The 18,233-nt window shown below is 69.2% G+C and carries 17 protein-coding genes; 8 read left to right on the forward strand and 9 right to left on the reverse strand.

Annotated elements, in window-relative coordinates; all coding sequences use genetic code 11:
• Positions 1-172 precede the first annotated feature (172 nt).
• Both JQ639_RS13635 and JQ639_RS13640 read right to left on the reverse strand, forming a co-directional pair.
• Positions 173-961, reverse strand: coding sequence for an ABC transporter permease (locus JQ639_RS13635; protein ID WP_211967272.1), 789 nt, complete (start codon positions 959-961; stop codon positions 173-175).
• A 2-nt stretch (positions 962-963) separates the two neighbouring features.
• Positions 964-1,779: an ABC transporter ATP-binding protein gene (locus tag JQ639_RS13640; protein ID WP_211967200.1), complete on the reverse strand. Its 816-nt coding sequence runs from the start codon at positions 1,777-1,779 to the stop codon at positions 964-966.
• A 149-nt stretch (positions 1,780-1,928) separates the two neighbouring features.
• On the opposite strand from JQ639_RS13640, the gene JQ639_RS13645 reads away from it, so the two are divergent.
• The 4 genes from JQ639_RS13645 (at position 1,929) to JQ639_RS13660 (ending at position 7,028) form a co-directional block, all read left to right on the forward strand.
• Positions 1,929-2,720 (forward strand): ATP-binding cassette domain-containing protein, encoded by a 792-nt coding sequence (locus JQ639_RS13645; protein ID WP_211967199.1) that lies wholly within the window; start codon positions 1,929-1,931, stop codon positions 2,718-2,720.
• Complete coding sequence (locus JQ639_RS13650) at positions 2,720-4,285, forward strand: ABC transporter permease/substrate-binding protein (RefSeq protein ID WP_211967198.1); 1,566 nt, start codon at positions 2,720-2,722, stop codon at positions 4,283-4,285. Before JQ639_RS13645 ends, JQ639_RS13650 begins: the two co-directional genes overlap by 1 nt.
• Positions 4,286-4,295: 10 nt before the next feature.
• Positions 4,296-4,721 (forward strand): RidA family protein, encoded by a 426-nt coding sequence (locus JQ639_RS13655; RefSeq protein ID WP_211967197.1) that lies wholly within the window; start codon positions 4,296-4,298, stop codon positions 4,719-4,721.
• Between the two features lie 213 nt (positions 4,722-4,934).
• On the forward strand, positions 4,935-7,028 hold the full coding sequence (locus JQ639_RS13660) for a putative bifunctional diguanylate cyclase/phosphodiesterase (protein ID WP_211967196.1): 2,094 nt from the start codon (positions 4,935-4,937) through the stop codon (positions 7,026-7,028).
• Between the two features lie 3 nt (positions 7,029-7,031).
• Here JQ639_RS13660 and JQ639_RS13665 read toward each other — a convergent pair whose 3' ends face one another.
• Positions 7,032-7,490: a GNAT family N-acetyltransferase gene (locus JQ639_RS13665; protein ID WP_211967195.1), complete on the reverse strand. Its 459-nt coding sequence runs from the start codon at positions 7,488-7,490 to the stop codon at positions 7,032-7,034.
• A 96-nt stretch (positions 7,491-7,586) separates the two neighbouring features.
• Between JQ639_RS13665 and JQ639_RS13670 the strand changes: the two genes are divergently transcribed.
• Complete coding sequence (locus tag JQ639_RS13670) at positions 7,587-8,312, forward strand: class I SAM-dependent methyltransferase (protein ID WP_211967194.1); 726 nt, start codon at positions 7,587-7,589, stop codon at positions 8,310-8,312.
• 39 nt (positions 8,313-8,351) lie between these two features.
• Here JQ639_RS13670 and JQ639_RS13675 read toward each other — a convergent pair whose 3' ends face one another.
• Positions 8,352-9,023 carry an HD domain-containing protein gene (locus tag JQ639_RS13675; RefSeq protein WP_249123209.1) on the reverse strand — a complete coding sequence of 224 codons (672 nt, stop codon included), beginning with the start codon at positions 9,021-9,023 and terminating at the stop codon, positions 8,352-8,354.
• A 91-nt stretch (positions 9,024-9,114) separates the two neighbouring features.
• Entirely contained in the window at positions 9,115-9,729 is a 615-nt protein-coding gene (locus JQ639_RS13680) for a DUF2147 domain-containing protein (protein WP_211967193.1), read from the reverse strand.
• 271 nt (positions 9,730-10,000) lie between these two features.
• Between JQ639_RS13680 and JQ639_RS13685 the strand changes: the two genes are divergently transcribed.
• Positions 10,001-10,663, forward strand: coding sequence for an HAD family hydrolase (locus JQ639_RS13685; protein WP_211967192.1), 663 nt, complete (start codon positions 10,001-10,003; stop codon positions 10,661-10,663).
• Positions 10,664-10,809: 146 nt separating this feature from the next.
• On the opposite strand, the gene JQ639_RS13690 is transcribed toward JQ639_RS13685, so the two are convergent.
• Positions 10,810-12,426 (reverse strand): alkaline phosphatase D family protein, encoded by a 1,617-nt coding sequence (locus JQ639_RS13690; protein ID WP_211967191.1) that lies wholly within the window; start codon positions 12,424-12,426, stop codon positions 10,810-10,812.
• A gap of 591 nt (positions 12,427-13,017) precedes the next feature.
• On the opposite strand from JQ639_RS13690, the gene JQ639_RS13695 reads away from it, so the two are divergent.
• Positions 13,018-13,824 (forward strand): phytanoyl-CoA dioxygenase family protein, encoded by an 807-nt coding sequence (locus JQ639_RS13695; RefSeq protein WP_211967190.1) that lies wholly within the window; start codon positions 13,018-13,020, stop codon positions 13,822-13,824.
• Between the two features lie 43 nt (positions 13,825-13,867).
• On the opposite strand, the gene JQ639_RS13700 is transcribed toward JQ639_RS13695, so the two are convergent.
• From JQ639_RS13700 to JQ639_RS13710, 3 genes are all read right to left on the reverse strand, one after another.
• On the reverse strand, positions 13,868-15,595 hold the full coding sequence (locus JQ639_RS13700) for a sulfatase-like hydrolase/transferase (RefSeq protein WP_211967189.1): 1,728 nt from the start codon (positions 15,593-15,595) through the stop codon (positions 13,868-13,870).
• Positions 15,596-15,853: 258 nt separating this feature from the next.
• Positions 15,854-16,672: an MFS transporter gene (locus JQ639_RS13705; RefSeq protein ID WP_211967188.1), complete on the reverse strand. Its 819-nt coding sequence runs from the start codon at positions 16,670-16,672 to the stop codon at positions 15,854-15,856.
• A 39-nt stretch (positions 16,673-16,711) separates the two neighbouring features.
• Complete coding sequence (locus tag JQ639_RS13710) at positions 16,712-17,242, reverse strand: MFS transporter (RefSeq protein WP_211967187.1); 531 nt, start codon at positions 17,240-17,242, stop codon at positions 16,712-16,714.
• A 78-nt stretch (positions 17,243-17,320) separates the two neighbouring features.
• Here JQ639_RS13710 and JQ639_RS13715 point away from each other — a divergent pair, with 78 nt between their 5' ends.
• Positions 17,321-18,223, forward strand: a complete 903-nt coding sequence (locus JQ639_RS13715) for a LysR substrate-binding domain-containing protein (RefSeq protein ID WP_211967186.1) — start codon at positions 17,321-17,323, stop codon at positions 18,221-18,223.
• Positions 18,224-18,233: the final 10 nt, after the last annotated feature.

An 18,233-nucleotide genomic window follows, 5' to 3' on the forward strand; every position in this document is an offset into this window, starting at 1 on the left:
CCAGGCCATCGGGCTGCAAGGCGGTTGATTTTAGCTCCGTCATGGCCGGGCTTGACCCGGCCATTCACGTCTTGCTTTCCGGACATTTTAAAGACGTGGATGCCCGCGACAAGCGCGGGCATGACGATCGAAAACATTCGTCGCATGTCGCGTTCCGCACGCAGGTCACATCTCACCCTTGCCGGTCGCCGGCACGCGGGCGCCAGATCAGCAGGCGATGCTCGACATGGCTGACCAGCGTGTCGATCAGCACCACGAACACCGCGAGCACGATCATGCCCGCGAACACGCCCGCGACGTCGAACACGCCCTCGGCCTGCTGGATCAGGTAGCCGAGCCCGGCAGACGCACCGAGATATTCGCCGACCACCGCGCCGACGACCGCAAAGCCGACCGAGGTGTGCAGCGACGAGAACATCCACGACAGCGCCGACGGCCAGTAGACATGGCGCAGCAGCTGGCGCTCGCTCATGCCAAGCATCCGGGCGTTGTCGACCAGCGTCGAGCTCGCCTCCTTGACGCCCTGGTAGACGTTGAAGAAAACCACAAAGAACACCAGCGTGATGCCGAGCGCGACCTTGGACCAGATGCCGAGGCCAAGCCACAGCGCGAAGATCGGCGCCAGCACGACGCGCGGCAGCGCGTTCATCATCTTCACATAGGGGTCGAACACCGCCGCGACGGTCTGCTGTCGCGCGAACCAGAAGCCGACGAGGGCGCCGGCCAGCGAGCCAATGACGAAGGCCAGCATCGATTCGATCAGCGTCACCGCGAGATGGCGCCAGATCGTGCCTTCGGCGACCCACTTGATGATACGCTCGGCGACCTTGCCCGGCGTCGAGAAGAAGAACGGCGGCAGCACGAGAGTGCCGAACAGCGGCACCGTGGTGAGCAACTGCCACAGGCCGATGGCGACCACGGCGACCAGGACCTGCAGCGCCAGCAGAGTGACACGGTTGATCTTCATGATGCCGCCTGCTGGTAGCTCTTGACGACCTCGGCCTTGAGCACGCTCCAGATCTCGCGATGGAGATCGTGGAACTCCTTCTCCAGCCGGATCTCGAAAATGTCGCGCGGGCGCGGCAGCATCACCTTCCAGTCGCCGATGATGCGCGAGCCGGGCCCGGCCGACATGATCACGACGCGGTCGGCGAGCGCGATCGCCTCCTCCAGGTCGTGGGTGACGAACAGCACCGCCTTGCGCGCCGCGCTCCACAGCTCCAGCAGGAGGTTGCCCATGATCTGGCGCGTCTGGGCATCGAGCGGACCAAACGGCTCGTCCATCAGCAGGATCTGCGGATCGCGGATCAGCACTTGGGCGAGACCGACGCGCTTGCGCTGGCCGCCGGACAGCATGTGCGGGTAGCGCTGGGCGAAGCCGGCGAGGCCGACCGACGCCAGCCACGTCTGCGCCGCCTCGCGCGCCGTGGCATGCGGCGTGCCGGCGATGTCGAGGCCGATGGCGACGTTCTCGATCGCGGTCTTCCACGGAAACAGCGCGTCGGCCTGGAACAGATAGCCGGCCCTGCGGTTCAGGCCCGACAGCGGCGCGCCGAAGATCTCGACCCGGCCGGCGGCGGGCGCCAGCAGGCCGGCGGCGACGTTGAGCAGGGTCGACTTGCCGCAACCGGTGGGGCCGACAATGGCAACGAACTCGCCGGGGGCGACCGAGAGGCTGGCGGCCTCGACCGCGGTGTAGCTGCGTCCGCCGGCCAGACGGAACGCGACGGTGGCATCCGTCAGCGCCACCGCGGCCGCCGCGCTCCCGTCTGCCTGCACGCCTCGTCCCCCCGTGACCCATTGGCCCCACGGCAGCACCGCGAGCGCAAATCGGCCGGCAAATTCCCCCGGACCGCGCCAAGATGCAAGAGGCTTGCGCGCACCCCCTCCCCTTGGTCCCGCGCGATCGCTGTGGCAGCATCATGCAGATGAACGATCCCGCGCCCGCCCTTGCCTTCGATGACGTCAGCAAACGCTTCGGCCGGGTCACGGCGGTCGACGGCGTGACGCTCCGCGTCGCGGCCGGCGAATTCCTGGCCATCGTCGGCGGCTCCGGCTCAGGCAAGACCACGCTGCTGCGGCTCGCCAACCGCCTGATCGACGCCGACGGCGGCGCGGTCCGCGTGTTCGGCGACGACGTGCGCCACCTCGATCCGATCGCGCTGCGCCGCCGCATCGGCTACGTGTTCCAGAGCGGCGGCCTGTTCCCGCACATGACTGTCGCCGACAACATCGGCATCACCCCGCACCTCGTCGGCACGCCCGCCGCCGACATCGCGGCGCGGGTCGATGAACTGATTGATCTCGTGCGGCTCGACCGTGGCCGCCACCGGGACGCTTTCCCGCACCAACTGTCCGGTGGCGAACGCCAGCGCGTCGGCGTCGCCCGGGCGCTGGCCGCAAAACCGCGCATGGTGCTGCTCGACGAGCCGTTCGGCGCGCTTGACCCGCTGACCCGCGACGCGCTGGGGGAGGACTATCGCCGCCTGCACCGCGACCTGTCGCTGACGACCGTGATGATCACCCACGATATGGCCGAAGCGGTGCTGCTCGCCGACCGCATCGCGGTGATGCGTGGCGGCCGCCTGCTGGCCCAGGGCAACGCCAGCGATCTCGCCGCGAGCGAGGACCCTTACGTGCGCGCGCTGCTGCGCACGCCGCGCCGTCAGGCCGAGCGGCTGCGCGACCTGCTGCCGCCGCTCGCGGACGCCGCCTCGTGATGTCCGGCGATCCCCGCATTCAGGACGCGCTCGCGCACCTGCCGGACTATCTCGGCGGCCATGTCCGCGTCAGCCTCGTCGCGCTGATGCTCGGCCTCGCCGTCAGCTTTCCGCTGGCGCTCGTCGCACGCCGCCGTCCGGTGTGGCGCGGCGCCGTGCTCGGCGTCGCCAGCATCGTGCAGACCGTGCCCGGTCTCGCGCTGCTGGCGCTGTTCTATCCGCTGCTGCTGGCGCTCGCCGCGCTGTCGGCGCGCTGGCTCGGGTTCGGCTTCTCGGCACTCGGCTTCCTGCCGGCGGTGCTGGCGCTCGCGCTCTACAGCATGCTGCCGGTGCTGCGGAACACGATCACCGGCCTCGACGGCATCGATCCGTCGCTGCGCGAGGCCGCCGACGGCGTCGGCATGACGCCATGGCAGGCGCTGCGCCTCGTCGAGCTGCCGCTGGCGCTGCCGGTGATCATGGCCGGCATCCGCACCGCGGCGGTGTGGGTGATCGGCACCGCGACACTGTCGACGCCGATCGGCCAGACAAGTCTTGGCAACTACATCTTCTCGGGGCTGCAGACCCAGAACTGGGTGTTCGTGCTGTTCGGCTGCGCCGCCGCCGCCCTGCTGGCGCTGATCGTCGACCAGTTGCTGGCGCTGATGGAGAATGGCGTGCGCACCCGCCGCCGCGGCCGCGTCGTCGCCGGCGCTCTCGGGCTGGTGGCGCTGATCGCCGCAACGCTGGCGCCGGCCCTGGGCCGAACGGCGCCGGCCTACGTGGTCGGCGCCAAGACCTTCACCGAGCAATACATCCTGTCGGCGCTGATCGCTCAGCGCCTGCAGGCCGCAGGCCATGCCGCCGACACCCGCGAGGGGCTCGGCTCCAACGTCATCTTCGCCGCGCTCGCGCACGGCGACATCGACGTCTACGTCGACTATTCCGGCACGCTGTGGGCGACACTGCTGCATCACAGCGACGTGCCGCCGCGCGACCAACTGCTCGCCGACCTCAAGGGCGAGCTCGCCGCGACCTCCCATGTCACGCTCGCGGGCACCCTCGGCTTCGAGAATGCCTATGCGCTGGTGATGCCGCGCGCCCGCGCGCAGGCGCTCGGCATCCGCAGCATCGCCGATCTCGCCGGCCATGCCGGCGCGCTGTCGATCGCTGGCGACTACGAGTTCTTCTCCCGCCCGGAATGGGCCGCGCTGACGAAAGCCTACGGCCTCGCGTTCCGCGCCCAGCGCCAGATGCAGCCTGACTTCATGTACGCCGCGGTCGCCGCCGGCGACGTCGATGTCATCGCCGGCTACACCAGCGACGGCCTGATCGCGAAGTACGACCTTGTCGTGCTCGACGATCCCAGCCATGCCATCCCGCCTTACGATGCCGTGGTGCTGCTGTCACCGAAGCTTGCCGGCGACGAGGCGCTGAAGGCAGCGCTGCGGCCGTTGCTCGGCCGCATCGACATCGCCACCATGCGCGAGGCCAACCTGCGCGCCGCCGCCGGCGACGGCGACCGCTCGGCCAGCGGCGTCGCGCACTGGCTGTGGGAGCGGATTTCGTCCAGCGACAATCAATAGAGAGCCTCACATGCCCAACGCCAACGCCGGCACCGCAAGTGTCTCCCGCATCAACCCGCCCGAACTCGGCACCCCGCCGGGCTACTCGCAAGTGGTCGAGGTCCGCGCCAACCGCCTCGTGTTCATCGCCGGACAGACCGCGCTCGATGCCTCCGGCGAGATCGTCGGCCGCGGCGACATCGCGGCCCAGGCGGCGCAGGTGTTCCGCAATCTGGAGATCGCGTTGCGCGCGGCCGGCTGCACCGCCGCCGACCTCGTCAAGCTGACGGTCTTCCTGCGCGACATGACGCACCTCGCCGCCTACCGCGAGGCGCGCAACCGCTTCTTCGCCACCGTGACACCGCCCGCGGCTCCGGCGGTGACGCTGGTGGAGGTGTCGCGCCTCTATGGTCCAGACTTTCTCATCGAGATCGAGGCCATCGCCGCAGGCGCCTGATACCGCCGGGCGGATTCATCGATGCCGAACCTGCATCGCGCCATCAACCGGGTCGCGCACAGGTTGCGCGCACGAACGCCGCAGCAGCCAAACGTGTGATTCCGATGGCTTTGTTAACCACGCCCCGGGCGGCGCATCGGGACTTTACCGGATCGCAACCGTACGCCCGTCAGGTGGCCGACAGCCATCACGGCCGCTGACGGATCGATTTCGATGCTGCACGACACTGCCTTGCGCGAGTTCTCTTCAGACCTGTCCTACCGGCTGCTGGTGGAGAGCGTCTCCGACTACGCCATCTACATGCTGCATCCCGATGGCACGGTAGCCAACTGGAACGCGGGCGCCGAACGCGCCAAGGGCTATGTCGCGGCCGACATCGTCGGGCGGCATTTCTCGGTGTTCTACACCGCCGAGGAGCGTGCCGCCGGGCGCCCCGCCGTGGGACTGGCGACCGCCCGCGCCGAAGGCCGCTTCGAGGCGAGGGGCTGGCGATTGCGCAAGGACGGCAGCCGCTTCTGGGCCCATGTGGTCATCGAGCCGGTCTACCGCGCCGACGGCAGCCTGCTCGGCTTCGCCAAGATCACGCGCGATTGTACCGAACAGAAGCGGATGGAAGACGCCATCCGGCAGAGCGAGCGGCGCTTCCGCCTGCTGGTCGAGGGCATCACCGACTACGCCATCTACATGCTCGACACCGACGGCACCATCGCCAACTGGAACGCCGGCGCCGAGCGCGCCAAGGGTTACACTGCCGACGAGATCGTCGGGCGACACTACAGCCTGTTCTATACGCCGGACGATCGCGCTGCCGGCTTGCCCGAGCAGAATCTCGCAACCGCGCTCGCCACCGGCAAGTTCGAAGCCGAGGGCTGGCGCCTGCGCAAGGACGGCAGCCGCTTCTGGGCCCATGTGGTGATCGATCCGATCTACCAGGAGGACGGCCAGTTGCTCGGCTTCGCCAAGATCACCCGCGACCGCACCGAGCACAACCGCAGCGCCGAGAAGATCGCCTACATGGCACGGCACGACGTGCTGACCGGTCTACCGAACCGCGCCCGCTTCATCGAGCGGCTGGATGCGGCGCTCGGTGCAGCGACCGGCACCACCCGCGTCGCGGTGGTCAACATCGACCTCGACCGCTTCAAGGAAATCAACGACACCTACGGCCACGCCACCGGCGACAAGCTGCTGCAGACGCTGTCGTCGCGCATGGGCGAGGCGATGTCCGACGGCGAGATGGTCGGCCGCTTCGGCGGCGACGAGTTCGTCGCGGCAAAATCGTTCGAGACCGACACCGCGCTGCGCAGCTTCATCGCGCGGCTGCAGAAGGCACTGACCGACCCGGTGTCGATCGATCACACCGACTTCACACCCGGCGCCAGCCTCGGCGTCTCGGTCTTTCCGGCGGATGCCACCGACCGCGACAAGCTGCTCAATAACGCCGACCTTGCGATGTACCGCGCCAAGGAGAGCATCGACGGCAAGATCTGCTTCTACGAAGCCGAGATGGACGAGGCCGCGCGCACCCGCCGCGCCATGGCCCGCGACATCTGGACCGCGATGGAGCACAACGAATTCTTCCTGCACTATCAGGTGCAGCGCTCGGTCGAGACCGAGACGGTGACCGGCTACGAGGCGCTGCTGCGCTGGAATCATCCCACACACGGGTCGGTGTCGCCGGCCGTGTTCATTCCGATCGCCGAGGAATGCGGCGCGATCTGCGCCCTCGGCGACTGGGTGCTGGAGACCGCCTGCCGCGAGGCGACCGAATGGCAGCTGACGCGCAAGGTCGCGGTCAACCTGTCGCCGCTGCAGCTCGCCCATGTCGGCTTCGTCGACACCGTGCGGGCGATCCTGCTCAAGACCGGGCTGCCGGCGCACCGGCTCGAGCTCGAGGTCACCGAATCCGCTGTGATCGCCGACAAGGTGCGGGCGCTGCACATCCTGCGCCAGCTGCGCGCCATGGGCATCGGCATCGCGCTCGACGATTTCGGCACCGGCTATTCGTCGCTGGAGACGCTGCGCGCCTTCCCGTTCGACCGCATCAAGCTCGACCGCAGCTTCATCAGCGAGCTGGAGACCAACCGCCAGGCCAAGGCCTTCGTCCGCGCCATCCTCGCGCTCGGCAACAGCCTCGAGGTCACGGTGCTGGCCGAAGGCGTGGAGACCCACGACCAGATGGCGATCCTGATCGAGGAGGGCTGCAACGAGGTGCAGGGCTTCCTGTTCGGCCGACCGACGACACTGGAAAACCTGCATACGGCCGACGGCCAGCCGGCCAAGACGACGGCGCGAGCCGTCGCCTGACGCTTACGACAGCCGGGACAATACCTTGCGCATCTGAACGCAGTCGGCCGCGTCGCCGGCCAGTTCGGCCGTGCTCCACACGAAGCGCTCCCAGCCCATCTTGTCATAATAGCCGACCGCTTCGGGCGCGGCGTTGACATAAAGCGTATCGATGCCGCGGCCACGGGCGAAATCCTCCACCCGCGCCGACAGCACGCGGCCATGGCCATGGCGCTGGCGCTCCGCGGCGATCGCCACCAGCCGCACCGCGCCGGTGCCGTCGCCGAAATCGTCGAGCCGCGTGGTGCCGATGGCGCGTCCCGCCCAGGTCAGCAGCAGGGGATGATGGGCAGGATGGTACTCGTCCATATGCCGGTCGTCGTAGCCGTTGCGGCCCCTGGCGTCCCACAGCACCGTGCGCCGCAGCGCATGATAATCGCGCCAGTCGGCATCGGTCGTCACCTTGCGGAGAATGTGAATCATGGCGTCACCCGATCGGGGCGGCCGGCCATCTTTCCACCTGCCAGCGTCCGCCCTACATTTTAACGAATCACATTACATGCGGAAGCGGTCGCGCCGATGACAGAACAACAATCTCGTGCGCCTGTTCTCGCCCAACGGCGCTTTGCCGCGCGGCGTCATGAATTCGCCGGCCTCGACCTCGCGGCGCGCTTCGCGCTGATCCATCGCACCAACCTGTGGGGAGCAAAGGCATCCCTGTCCGGCGTCGGCTCGGAGCGCGACGCCACCGCGCTGCTGCGCCGAGACCTGCCCGAATGGCTGCACCGGCTGGGCGTGCGCCACCTGCTCGACCTGCCCTGCGGCGATTTCGGCTGGATGGCCGAAACCGCGCTCGGCGACATCCGCTATCTCGGCGCCGATATCGTGCCGGCGATCATCTCAGCCAATGCGGCGACCCATGGCCAGCCCGGCAAGGTCGACTTCTGCGTGCTCGACGTTGTCGCCGATGCGCTGCCGGCCGCCGATCTGATCCTGTGCCGCGACTGCCTCGTTCACCTGTCGTTCGAGAACATCGCCCGCGCACTCGCCAACATGCGCCGCTCCGGCGCGCGCTGGCTGCTGACCACCACGTTCCTCGACCTCGGCGACAACAGCGACATCGAGGATGGCGACTGGCGGCCGCTCAACTTCACGCGGGCGCCCTTTCATTTTCCGCCGCCGCAGGCCGTTCTCATCGAGGGCTGCACCGAAGCGAACGGCGATTACGCCGACAAGGCCCTGGGGCTGTGGCCGCTCGCCGGCCTGCCACCGCCCGCTGCGGCCGCCGAGCGCCCCCTCGCCTGACCTGCTTATCAACAGCCGGCGGACGCTTGCACAACACCGCTAGATCTCGTCGCGCATCTCCCGCCAGAACCGCAGCAGCCGCTCGTGGCGCTCGCGCGCCAGCGTCGCGCCGGTCGCCGTCTGGAAGCCGGAGGCGAGATGCATCAGCTTGGTCTTGAAGTGATCGAGCGCAAAGCGGCGATCGTCGAGCGGCCGCGCCTCACCCTCGGAGTCGAACGGATCATAGAGGAGACTGCCGAGGCGGCCGGCGACATAAAAGCGGCGCGCGACGCCGACCGCGCCGATGGCATCGAGCCGGTCGGCGTCCTGCAGGATGCGCGCCTCCAGCGTTTGCGGCGCGACACCGGCCGAGAAGCTGTGCGCGACGATGGCATGCGCGACCGCCGCGATGCGCTCCTGCGGCCAGCCTTCGGCGGCAAGACGATCACGCGCAGCATCGGCTGCGAGCCGTGACGCCTGGGCCCGCTGCGGCGAATTCTTTTCCACGGTGACGGCATCGTGCAGCAGAACGGCCGCGGCGAGCAGTTCGCCATCGCCGCCCTCCGCGGCCTGGATCGCGCGGGCGTTCTTCCACACCCGCAGCAGATGCGCGACGTCATGGGCACCATCGCCGCCGCCGAGTGCATGCGGCAACAGCCTTATCGCCAGCGCGTGATGGGGCGTGAACGCCGCCGCGGCCATCGCCGCGAGATCATCGGCGGAATGAGACATATTCAGAAACAACTCGAGGCGTGGCGACGATTGCCGGCAATGCGGCCGATGTGACGAAGGCTCCCCGGCACCTTGACCTGAAGCGGAGAGCTCATCTGGCCGCGATGACCGCAGCGCAGAAGTCGGTGGTGGTCGCAGTCGCGGTGGCCTGAGGCTTGGCGATGACGGCGGGCGGCACGGCTGCCGAGCGAGGCGGCGGTACGGCCGCAGGATGGGCGGGCGCAGTCTTGCCCTTCACCGCACCGGTCGCCGAAGCCGTCGTGGTCGCGGCAATGGCCGCCGCGGGCGGCGTCGGCTCGACGACACGCGTCCAGGTCTCGCCGCCGCACAGCATGCCGTAGGCGATACAGCCCTTGATTTCCAGCGATGTCGGCGACAGCACGCGAATGCTGGCGGTGTAGGTCTTGCCGTTCTCGGAGTCGTAGACCTCGCCATCCCAGCGATCGGGCTTGCCGGCCGCGGGCTTCATGTCGAGCAGCAGCGGCGCGCCGAGGGTCGGCCGCGAGCGCTTGGCCGGATCTGGATTCTTGATGTCGAGGCCACCCGGCTCCTTCTCCCAGACAGTCGCTCCCCACAGACGCCCGTTGCAATCCGCGATGCGGATGCGGGCAAGGCCATGGGCGTCGAGCCATTCCCCCTGGGGGTCGGCCGCCACAGCAGCGCATGGGAGGAGAAGCGAAAGTCCGGCGATAATCAGTTGTCGCATCAGCCGTTCCAAATAAGAAAATCGCATCCCCGCACTATTGAAGCCTGTGACCTCGTCCAATGCAAGCCCGCCATGCGAGCGGAGCAGGACGGAACCGGTAGCGCGCCGACAGGAGCAATCCATGCCTGAAAATCGCGCACGTGCCGGCGCGTGGCCGCCCGGCCCGGAACCATCGCAGCGCTGCGTCATCGCAAAGGGTATCGCCCCCTCTCAAATCGCGATAAACGGCAGCCTGTCTCTCACCAGCCGATGGATTGTCGTGAACAGCCGCGTGGACCTCTCAGGAATCGAAGCCGTCATTTTCGACATGGACGGACTGCTGTTCGACACCGAGCCGCTGATCAAGACGGCCAAGCTCGGCGCCATCCGCGCGCTCGGCTTCGACCTGACGGACGCGTTCTACGACTCCATGATCGGCGTGCCCGGTCCCGAATGCGACATCCGCATCCAGAACCATTTCGGGCCGGCGTTTCCGATGGAGACCTATCTCACGTCTTACCGCAGCGCCTGGACCCGGCGGATCGCCGACGGCGTGCCGCTGAAGGCCGGCGCCGCCGACATCATCCGGCACTTCCACGCCCTCGACATGCCGCTCGGGCTTGCGACGTCGTCGGGACGCGAGGCGGCGAGCCATCACCTGCACGCCGCCGAGCTGCATCACTACTTCCGCGCCGTCGTCACCCGCAACGACGTCACCCGCGGCAAGCCGCATCCGGATCTCTACCTCAAGGCGTCGGAGCTGATCGGCGTCACGCCGGAGCGCTGCCTGGCGCTGGAGGACTCCCACAACGGCGTGCGCGCCGCCCATGCCGCCGGCTGCCGGCCGATCATGGTGCCGGACCTGCTGCAGGCCACCGACGAGATGCACCGCCTGTGCGTCCATGTCGCCGACAATCTGCACGATGTCCGCAGGATGTTCGTCAGCGGTCGCTGACGGCGGGCATCGACGGCGTTCGGCCTCCGCCTCCTCGTCCCCCGGGAATGGCTGAGCGATCCCGGGCTGCGCGGCAACGGCCGCGGCGATCCGCGCATCGGCCGGATGACCACAGCGACACTTGGGTCCGGCACGCCGCGGCGGATCTACGCCGCCACAAGGCCGGGCTTGCCGGCTTCCATCACGAACGACTTCGCGGTCGCGACCGGCTGATCGGGCTGGGAGATCTGCGCCACGACACGGAAGTCCGTCTGCCAGCGCCCGCGCGTCACGGAGTGGCGATGATAGCCACGCTGGTCACTGATGAACCTGAGATGCGGATTGTTGGCGTGCAGCGCCTCGGCGTTGCTCATCACCGCAACGCCATCCCCGCCCGACGAGATCGATGTCGCCAGCAGCTCGACACCGACACAGGGTGATTTCGGATCGCGCCAGTCGAGATGCAGGTCGAGCGCGACGCCGCGGTGCATGTCGCCGGTCAGCACCACCGCGTTCGCCACCTTCGCCTCATGGAGCGTGTGCAGCAGGCGCTCGCGCGCTGCGCTGGCGCCGTCCCAGGCGTCGAGGTTGACGAGCGGCGCCTCCGAGGGCTTGAGCCAGGGATAGGACCGCCAGTCGAGATGGGCGAACAGCACCTGCTGCGCCATCACCTGCCAGGTCGCCGGCCCCGCCGCCTGCGCCGCGCGCAGTCCCTCGGCGAACCACGCCTCCTGCCGCGCGCCCATCATGGTGCGCGAAGGCTCGTCCGCCGCCGCACAGTTCGCCTTGATGCCATCCCCGCATGGCTGCTTCGAGCGATACTGGCGGGTGTCGAGCACGGCGACGTCGAGCAGGCTGCCGACGCGGAAGCGGCGATAGGCGAGCACGTCCGGGCCGCGCGGCAGCAGCGCGCGCCGCACCGGCATGTGCTCGTACCAGGCCTGGAACGCCGCCGCGCGGCGAAACAGGAAGGCCTCCGCCGGCGTGTCGCGGGAGTCGGTATCGGCGGCCCAGTTGTCGGCCACCTCGTGGTCGTCGAAGCTCGGCAGGAACGGACACGACAGGTGCGCCGCCTGCAGGTCGGGATCGGTCTTGTACAGCGCGTAGCGCCGGCGATAGTCGGTGAGCGTGACGCAGGCGGTAAAGTCCTTCGGCATCAGGCGCGGCAGCGTGCGCCCGGTGCGATCGGCGGTGACGAAGCCGTGCTCGTAGATGTAGTCGCCGTAGTGGAAGACGAAATCGAAATTCTCCGCCGCCAGATGCCGCCACGCGGTGTAGTAGCCGCTCTCGAATGCCTGGCAGCCGGCGGCGGCGAAGCGCAACTCCGAAATATCCGCGCCCGGCGCCGGTAGCGTGCGCGCGCGGCCGATCGCGCTTTCCGCATCGCCAGTGCGGAAGCGATAGAAGTAGTCACGCCCCGGCGCGAGCCCCTCGACCTCGACATGGACGGAATGCGCCAGCTCGATCCGCGCCAGCGCCGTGCCGGTGCGCACGAGGTTGCGCATCGCCGGATCGTCGGCGATCTGCCAGGTCACCTCGACCGGCTGCACCGACAGGCCGCCGCGCGGATCGAGCGGCTCCGGGGCAAGACGCGTCCAGAGGACGAAACCATCGGAGGCCGGATCGCCCGAGGCAACGCCGAGCGTGAACGGCGACTTGTCGCCGTCGGCACGCGCGGGGGCGGCGCGGATCAGCGGCAGGCCGGGCACGATCAGGCCGGCGGCGACAGCGCCCCTGAGCAGCGCACGGCGATCGAACAGCGGGTGGCGAGAGGCATTGAACATCGAACGGGTCCACGCTTGTGCCCGCCGCAAGCCGCGCGGCACGGGCGATCGCGACCAGTAGCAGGCCTGTGAGACTGCCACATAACAAAAAGCAGGCGGCGGGGACCGGTCCCCGCCGCCCGAAAAGCGGGGCCGCCGTACGCAACTGAATCGGCGGCCCCCTGTCCCGACCGCATGAACGTCGCCGGTGATTCTGGGGTCTCCGGCCACCACGGTGGAACACCCTTACTGTTAGCAGGGCTATCGAACCGCGCATCCGGACTCCGGTCTTAACCTAACCAGTCAACCTTACCGCTGTGCGCCGTCATATTACCACCCGCGGCTCCGCGGCCTTCCCGGCGGCGGCCGTTGCCCTGTCCCGGACCATCATGGTAAATTCGGCTCCCATGATGATGATCCGCATGTCAGCCATCTCCGCGGTGTTCTTCCTCCACCGCTGAGGACGCACCTGCCCTGCCGCAGGTTGCGATCGCGCGCGCCGGCACACGCCCGCGCCGCTCTGTTTCGTGCCCGACCGGCACTGCAATCGACAATCGGCTGCCGCTGCGTTCGCGCACCGCGTCGCATGCAGCCCAGTGATGGATCATCACCATGCCCCTCGACACCACGCCAACGCGCGCGCTCGACGCCGCGCAGATAAACCGGTTCATCCATGACGGCTTCGTGCGGATCGACGACGCGTTTCCGCGTGCGCTCGCCGACGAAGGCCGCGCCATCCTGTGGCGCGACCTGCCCTGCGACCCGCACGATCCAGCGACATGGACGCAGCCCGTCATCCGCCTGTGGTACTACGACGACCCGCCGTTCCGGCAGGCGGTCAACACGCCGGTGCTGCGCGCCGCGTTCGATCAGCTCGTCGGCAAGGGCCGCTGGCTGCCGCGCAGCAATCTCGGCAGCTTCCCGGTGCGCTTTCCCGGCACGGACGATCCCGGCGACACCGGCTGGCACGTCGACGTCAGCTTTCCGGACGAGACGGCCGGCGCGGCCGAGACCGACTTCTCCGCCTGGCGCGTCAACGTCACCTCGCGCGGCCGCGCACTGCTGATGCTGTTCCTGTTCTCGGACATCGGACCGCACGACGCGCCGACCCGCCTGCGGGTGGGCTCGCATCGCGACATGGCACGGCTGCTGGCGCCGGCCGGCGACGCCGGCCTCAATCACCTGCGGCTCGCGGAGGTCGCGGCGGACCGTCCGGAGGCGCTCGCCGTCGGGCCTGCGGGCACGGTGTATCTGTGCCACCCGTTCCTGATCCACGCGGCGCAGGCCCATCGCGGCGCGACGCCGCGCTTCCTGGCGCAGCCACCGCTGCATCCGGCGCAGCCATTGCAGATCGCACGCGCTGATGGCGCCTATGCTCCGGTGGAGGAGGCGATCCGGTTGGCGTTGCAGGAGGCGTGAGCGGAGCGAACGACACGGCGCGGAGGGCGCGCTGCGCCCTCCACTACAGCGCCTTGATGTAGCCGGCGTCGATCAGCTGGCGGTTGAAGCGCCGTGCCTCGGCGCCGTCGCGGCAGGCATAGAACAGCCCGTTGCAGCGGAGCATGATCTTCTTCTGCTCGGCGAACGTCGGGTCGAGCGGCAGACCGGCGGCATCCTGGATCACCAGCGGCAGATAGGCGCCATCGATGGTGTCCATCGCCGTCGGGCTCTCGACCGGCTGGAAGTTGACGGCGTCGATGGCGTAGTAGGTCGCGAAGTAGCGGGGATCGTGCGCCAGCAGCTTCTTGCCGATATCGGCTTCGCTGAGGCCGGGATCGAGCAGTTGCGGCGCGAACTCCGGCTGGTGGTCGCCATAGCGCACGATCAGGAACGGCTCGTTGGGAAAGCGCTTCTTCAGGCCGGCGACGAAATCGCCGTAGTCCCTCGCGCTCATCGCCTGCCGCCGCAGATACTCGTCGACCGACGGCGCGTTGCCGGGCGCGCGCCACTGTGGCGTCAGCTCCGGCTTGAACTTGACCTCCCACGGAAAATGATTGGCCGCAAGGTAGACGAACATGAACACCGGCTCCGGCCCCTTCTCGCGGGCGAGCAGGTCCATCGCCTTGCCATAGAAGAAGCTGTCGGGCTCGACGCCCCTGGCGCCGAGCGCGCGGGCATCATGGAACGCCTGCATGCCGGTGGTCAGCTGAAAGCTCTTCGCGCTCATGAAGCCGCCCATCGCGGGATACAGCGAGATGGTGCTGTAGCCGCAGCGGCGCAGCGCCAGCGGCAGGCCGCGTTCGACCCGGCCCGAGGCGATGCGTGTGACGAAATAGGCGAACGGCCCGAACGAGCGCGCCGAGAGGCCGGCCAGCACGTTGTATTCGGTGAACCAGCTCGGACCGCCATTGCTCTCGGCCAAGAATTTGCGCGCGCGGCCGTCGTAGGAGCGGAAGTGGCCGCCATAGCCCGGCGGCACCCGGACACCGCCAGCAGCGCGGATGTCAAAGCTCGATTCATCATGAATCATCACGATGTTCGGCCGCCGCCCGACCGGATTGCAGGCATCGACCAGCGGCAACTTCAGTGGATCGGCCACCGCGTCAGACTGCATGAAGCCATAGGTGACGAAATCGGACACCGCGGTGACGCCGGAGCGCGCGAACTTCGAGACATAACCGTCGTCGTAATAGCCGCGCCACGCTTCGTCCGGCCAGGTGCGGGCGAGGCCGACCAGTGCGGCGAGACAGCCGAGCATCGCCGCCACCGCCGGCAGGCGGCGCAGGCGGAACGGATCGAGCCGCCACAGCGCCACCATCAGCGGCAGCACCAGCAGCGCGGTGGCGATCGCCGACCAGCGCAGGTTCGGGAAGATCGTGAAGAGGAAGGCCACCGTGTCGCGGTCGATCACCATCAGGTCGACGAAGTTCGCGGTCATCTGCACGACGTCGTGCTTGAGCCGCGACAGCAGGATCAGCACCACGACCAGCGTGAACGCCAGCGCGCCCGACAGCGCCGGCCGGCGCAGCAGCGCGACGAAGCCGCAGTTGAGAATGCCCCAAGCCAGCAGGAAGCCGAGGCGCGACGTCAGGTCGGTCTCGGTCTGCAGCATCACCACCAGCGCCGCAACATGGGGCGACACCACCGCCAGCAGGCGCCACACCCCGGCCGAGGCGACGCCTGCCGCGACCGCGGCGCGGCCGTCGGGCGTCTCGGGATTGGGCAGGCCGGAATTGGGCGACGACGCCATGGCGGGGACGCAAAACCATCCGGCGGGGTCAGGGGCCCGGTGCTGGCGGAGGCCAGCAGGCGAACGGCGCGGCCGGCGGCAGCCACCGTGTCATAAAAACGTAGTCAAATCGTCACACGTCCGCAACTCGCTGTTTGGCCGCAGCGTGACGTCAGTGGCGTTCAGCGCCAATTCAGGTACCGCCGCGGGCCAGCCAACCGATGGCCGGCGCAGTGCGGTGCCCCGTGAGTCCGGAACGGCCGGATCCGCCTAGGTCGATCAGCCCACCGCCCTCCCGAGCAGGAGGCGACAGGTGCCGGCTGCCGCGAGCGACAGGACCCCCGCAACGAAGAACGCCAACATGAAGCCGGCCTCGCCACCCACAGCGACCAGCGCACCCAACCCGGCGACGCCAACGCTGAAACCAAGCTGGCGCAGCGTGACGCAGATCGCCGCCGCCATCGCGGCGCGGCCCGGCGGCGCGGCGCCGATCGCCGCCGCCGTCACCTGGGCCTGGATCAGCGCTGCTCCCGCGCCGCTGGCCAGCAGCGCGGCCGCCACGGCGCCTGCGCCGGACCCGACGGCAATCGCCGCGGCAAGATCGGCGAGGCCCATGATCGCGAGCCCGAGCGGAAAGAACAGCCGGGGCGGCCACCGGCGCGCCAGCACCGCGCCGAGCCACGGCACCAGCAGCATCGGCAGCGTCAAGGCTGTGAGCAGCCCGCCAGCCGCGAGCGGCGTCATCTGCAGCGGCCCCCGCGCCAGCTGCGGCACATAGACGAGGAGCGACCAGTAGCCGACCGAGCTGGCCAGCGGCGCGACGCACATCGCCACGAAGCACGGACGGCGCAGCAGCGTGAGGTCGATCGCCGGAGCGCGGCTGCGCCGTTCAATCGCGACGAACGCGAGGGTGGCGAGAACGACCCCGCCGAGCAGGACGGCCGAGGCCGGGCCGCCCAACCGATGGCCCTCCAGCAGAGCGACGGCGAGCCCGCCCGCGGCGGCGGCCAGCACCGCGCAGCCCGGCCAGTCCAGCGCCGCGGCGGCCGCCCCGGCATCGCGCGATTCCGGCACACGCCAGCGGATCAGCGTCAGCACCGCTATGCATGGCGGCAGGTTGAGCCAGAAAATCCAGCGCTAGCCGACCGTCGCCGCGACCAGCGCGCCGAGCGGCGGCCCGATCACCATGGCGATGCCGATCACGGTGCCGTTGATCGCGAACGCGCGCGGCCGCGCCGTGACTGGCGTGGTCGCCGCCACCAGCGCCAGCGATGCGCTGGTGAGCGCGGCGCCGCCCACGCCTTGCAATGCCCGCCCCGCGAGCAGCACGACAAACGACGGCGCCGATGCGCACGTCGCCGACGCCATCGCGAAGACCACTGCCCCGAGGGCGAACATCCGCCGCCGTCCCCAACGGTCCGCCAGCGTGCCGCAGGCCGGCAGGGCGAGCACCAGCCCCAGGCTGAAGACATCGATCACCCAGGCCGATGCCGCGCCTGCCAGCGCGAAGTCGGCGCCGACATCGGCGAGCGCCGCCGCGAGCGCGGTGAGGTCGAACTGAAACAGGAAGCCGCCGATGCAGGTCGCCCACAGCGCCGCCTGTGCCGGCGTGATGCCGCCTTCGGAGGGAAACGCCAGCGGATCGGAACGCAGGGGATGAGAGGTCATGCGCGGAGTGTGCGGCCTCCCCCGGGCGCCTTGCGAATGACGCTTCTTTCAAATCCCATGAAACGATATCATGGCGTCATGCCGCGCCGCCTGCCGCCCTTTCAGCCGCTGCTCGCCTTCGACGCCGTCGTGCGTCACCGCTCGTTCACCCGCGCGGCGGCGGAACTCGGCGTGACGCAGAGCGCCATCAGCCATCAGGTGCGGCGGCTCGAACAGCATTTCGGCACGCCCCTGCTCGACCGGCAGCGGCCGGGCGTCGATCTCACCGACCAGGGCCGGGCGCTGCTTCCTGAACTCACGGCCGCGCTCGACACCCTCGGCGCGCTCGACGTTCATGTCCGCCGCGCGGCGCGCCAGCGCCGCCTGCGCATCGCCGCCGGTACGGCGCTGAGCACATGGTGGCTGGTGCGCCGGCTGCCGCGCTTTGCCCTGCAACATCCCGACATCGCCCTCGAGCTGACGCCGCACGACGCCGGCACGGAGCCGCCGGACATTCGCATCGCCTGGGTGCCGGGCGACGAGGCACGGCGAACGACCACGCAACGCCCGCTGTTTCGCGAGCAGGTGTTTCCGGTGTGCGCGCCGGCGCTGCGGCCGCCACAGGCCGCGCCCACTGCGCTGCTGTCGCTGCCCCTGATCTACAAGGATGCCGACCGCACCAGCGAATGGAGCTGGGAGACCTGGTTTCGCCGCCTCGGCCTGCAGCATGCGCGCGCGCGCAGCGGCCTGCAGCTCGGCGATATCGGGCTGTGCCTTGCCGCCGCCTCCGAGGGCGCAGGCGTCGCGTTGGGACGCTCACTGCTGGTCAGCGACGCCATCGCCGACGGCCGCCTGGCCCGGCTGTTTCCAGACGGCCCGGTGATGGAATCGCGCAAGGTCCATGTCGCGCGATGGCGCGCGGAGCTGTCCGGCGACGCGGACACCAGCGCCTTCGTCGGCTGGCTCGCCGATGAAACCGCACGGACCTGCGCCATTCAATAGGCGGCGGCGC

The sequence above is a fragment of the Bradyrhizobium sp. U87765 SZCCT0048 genome (assembly GCF_018131225.1).
Lineage (GTDB): Bacteria > Pseudomonadota > Alphaproteobacteria > Rhizobiales > Xanthobacteraceae > Bradyrhizobium_A.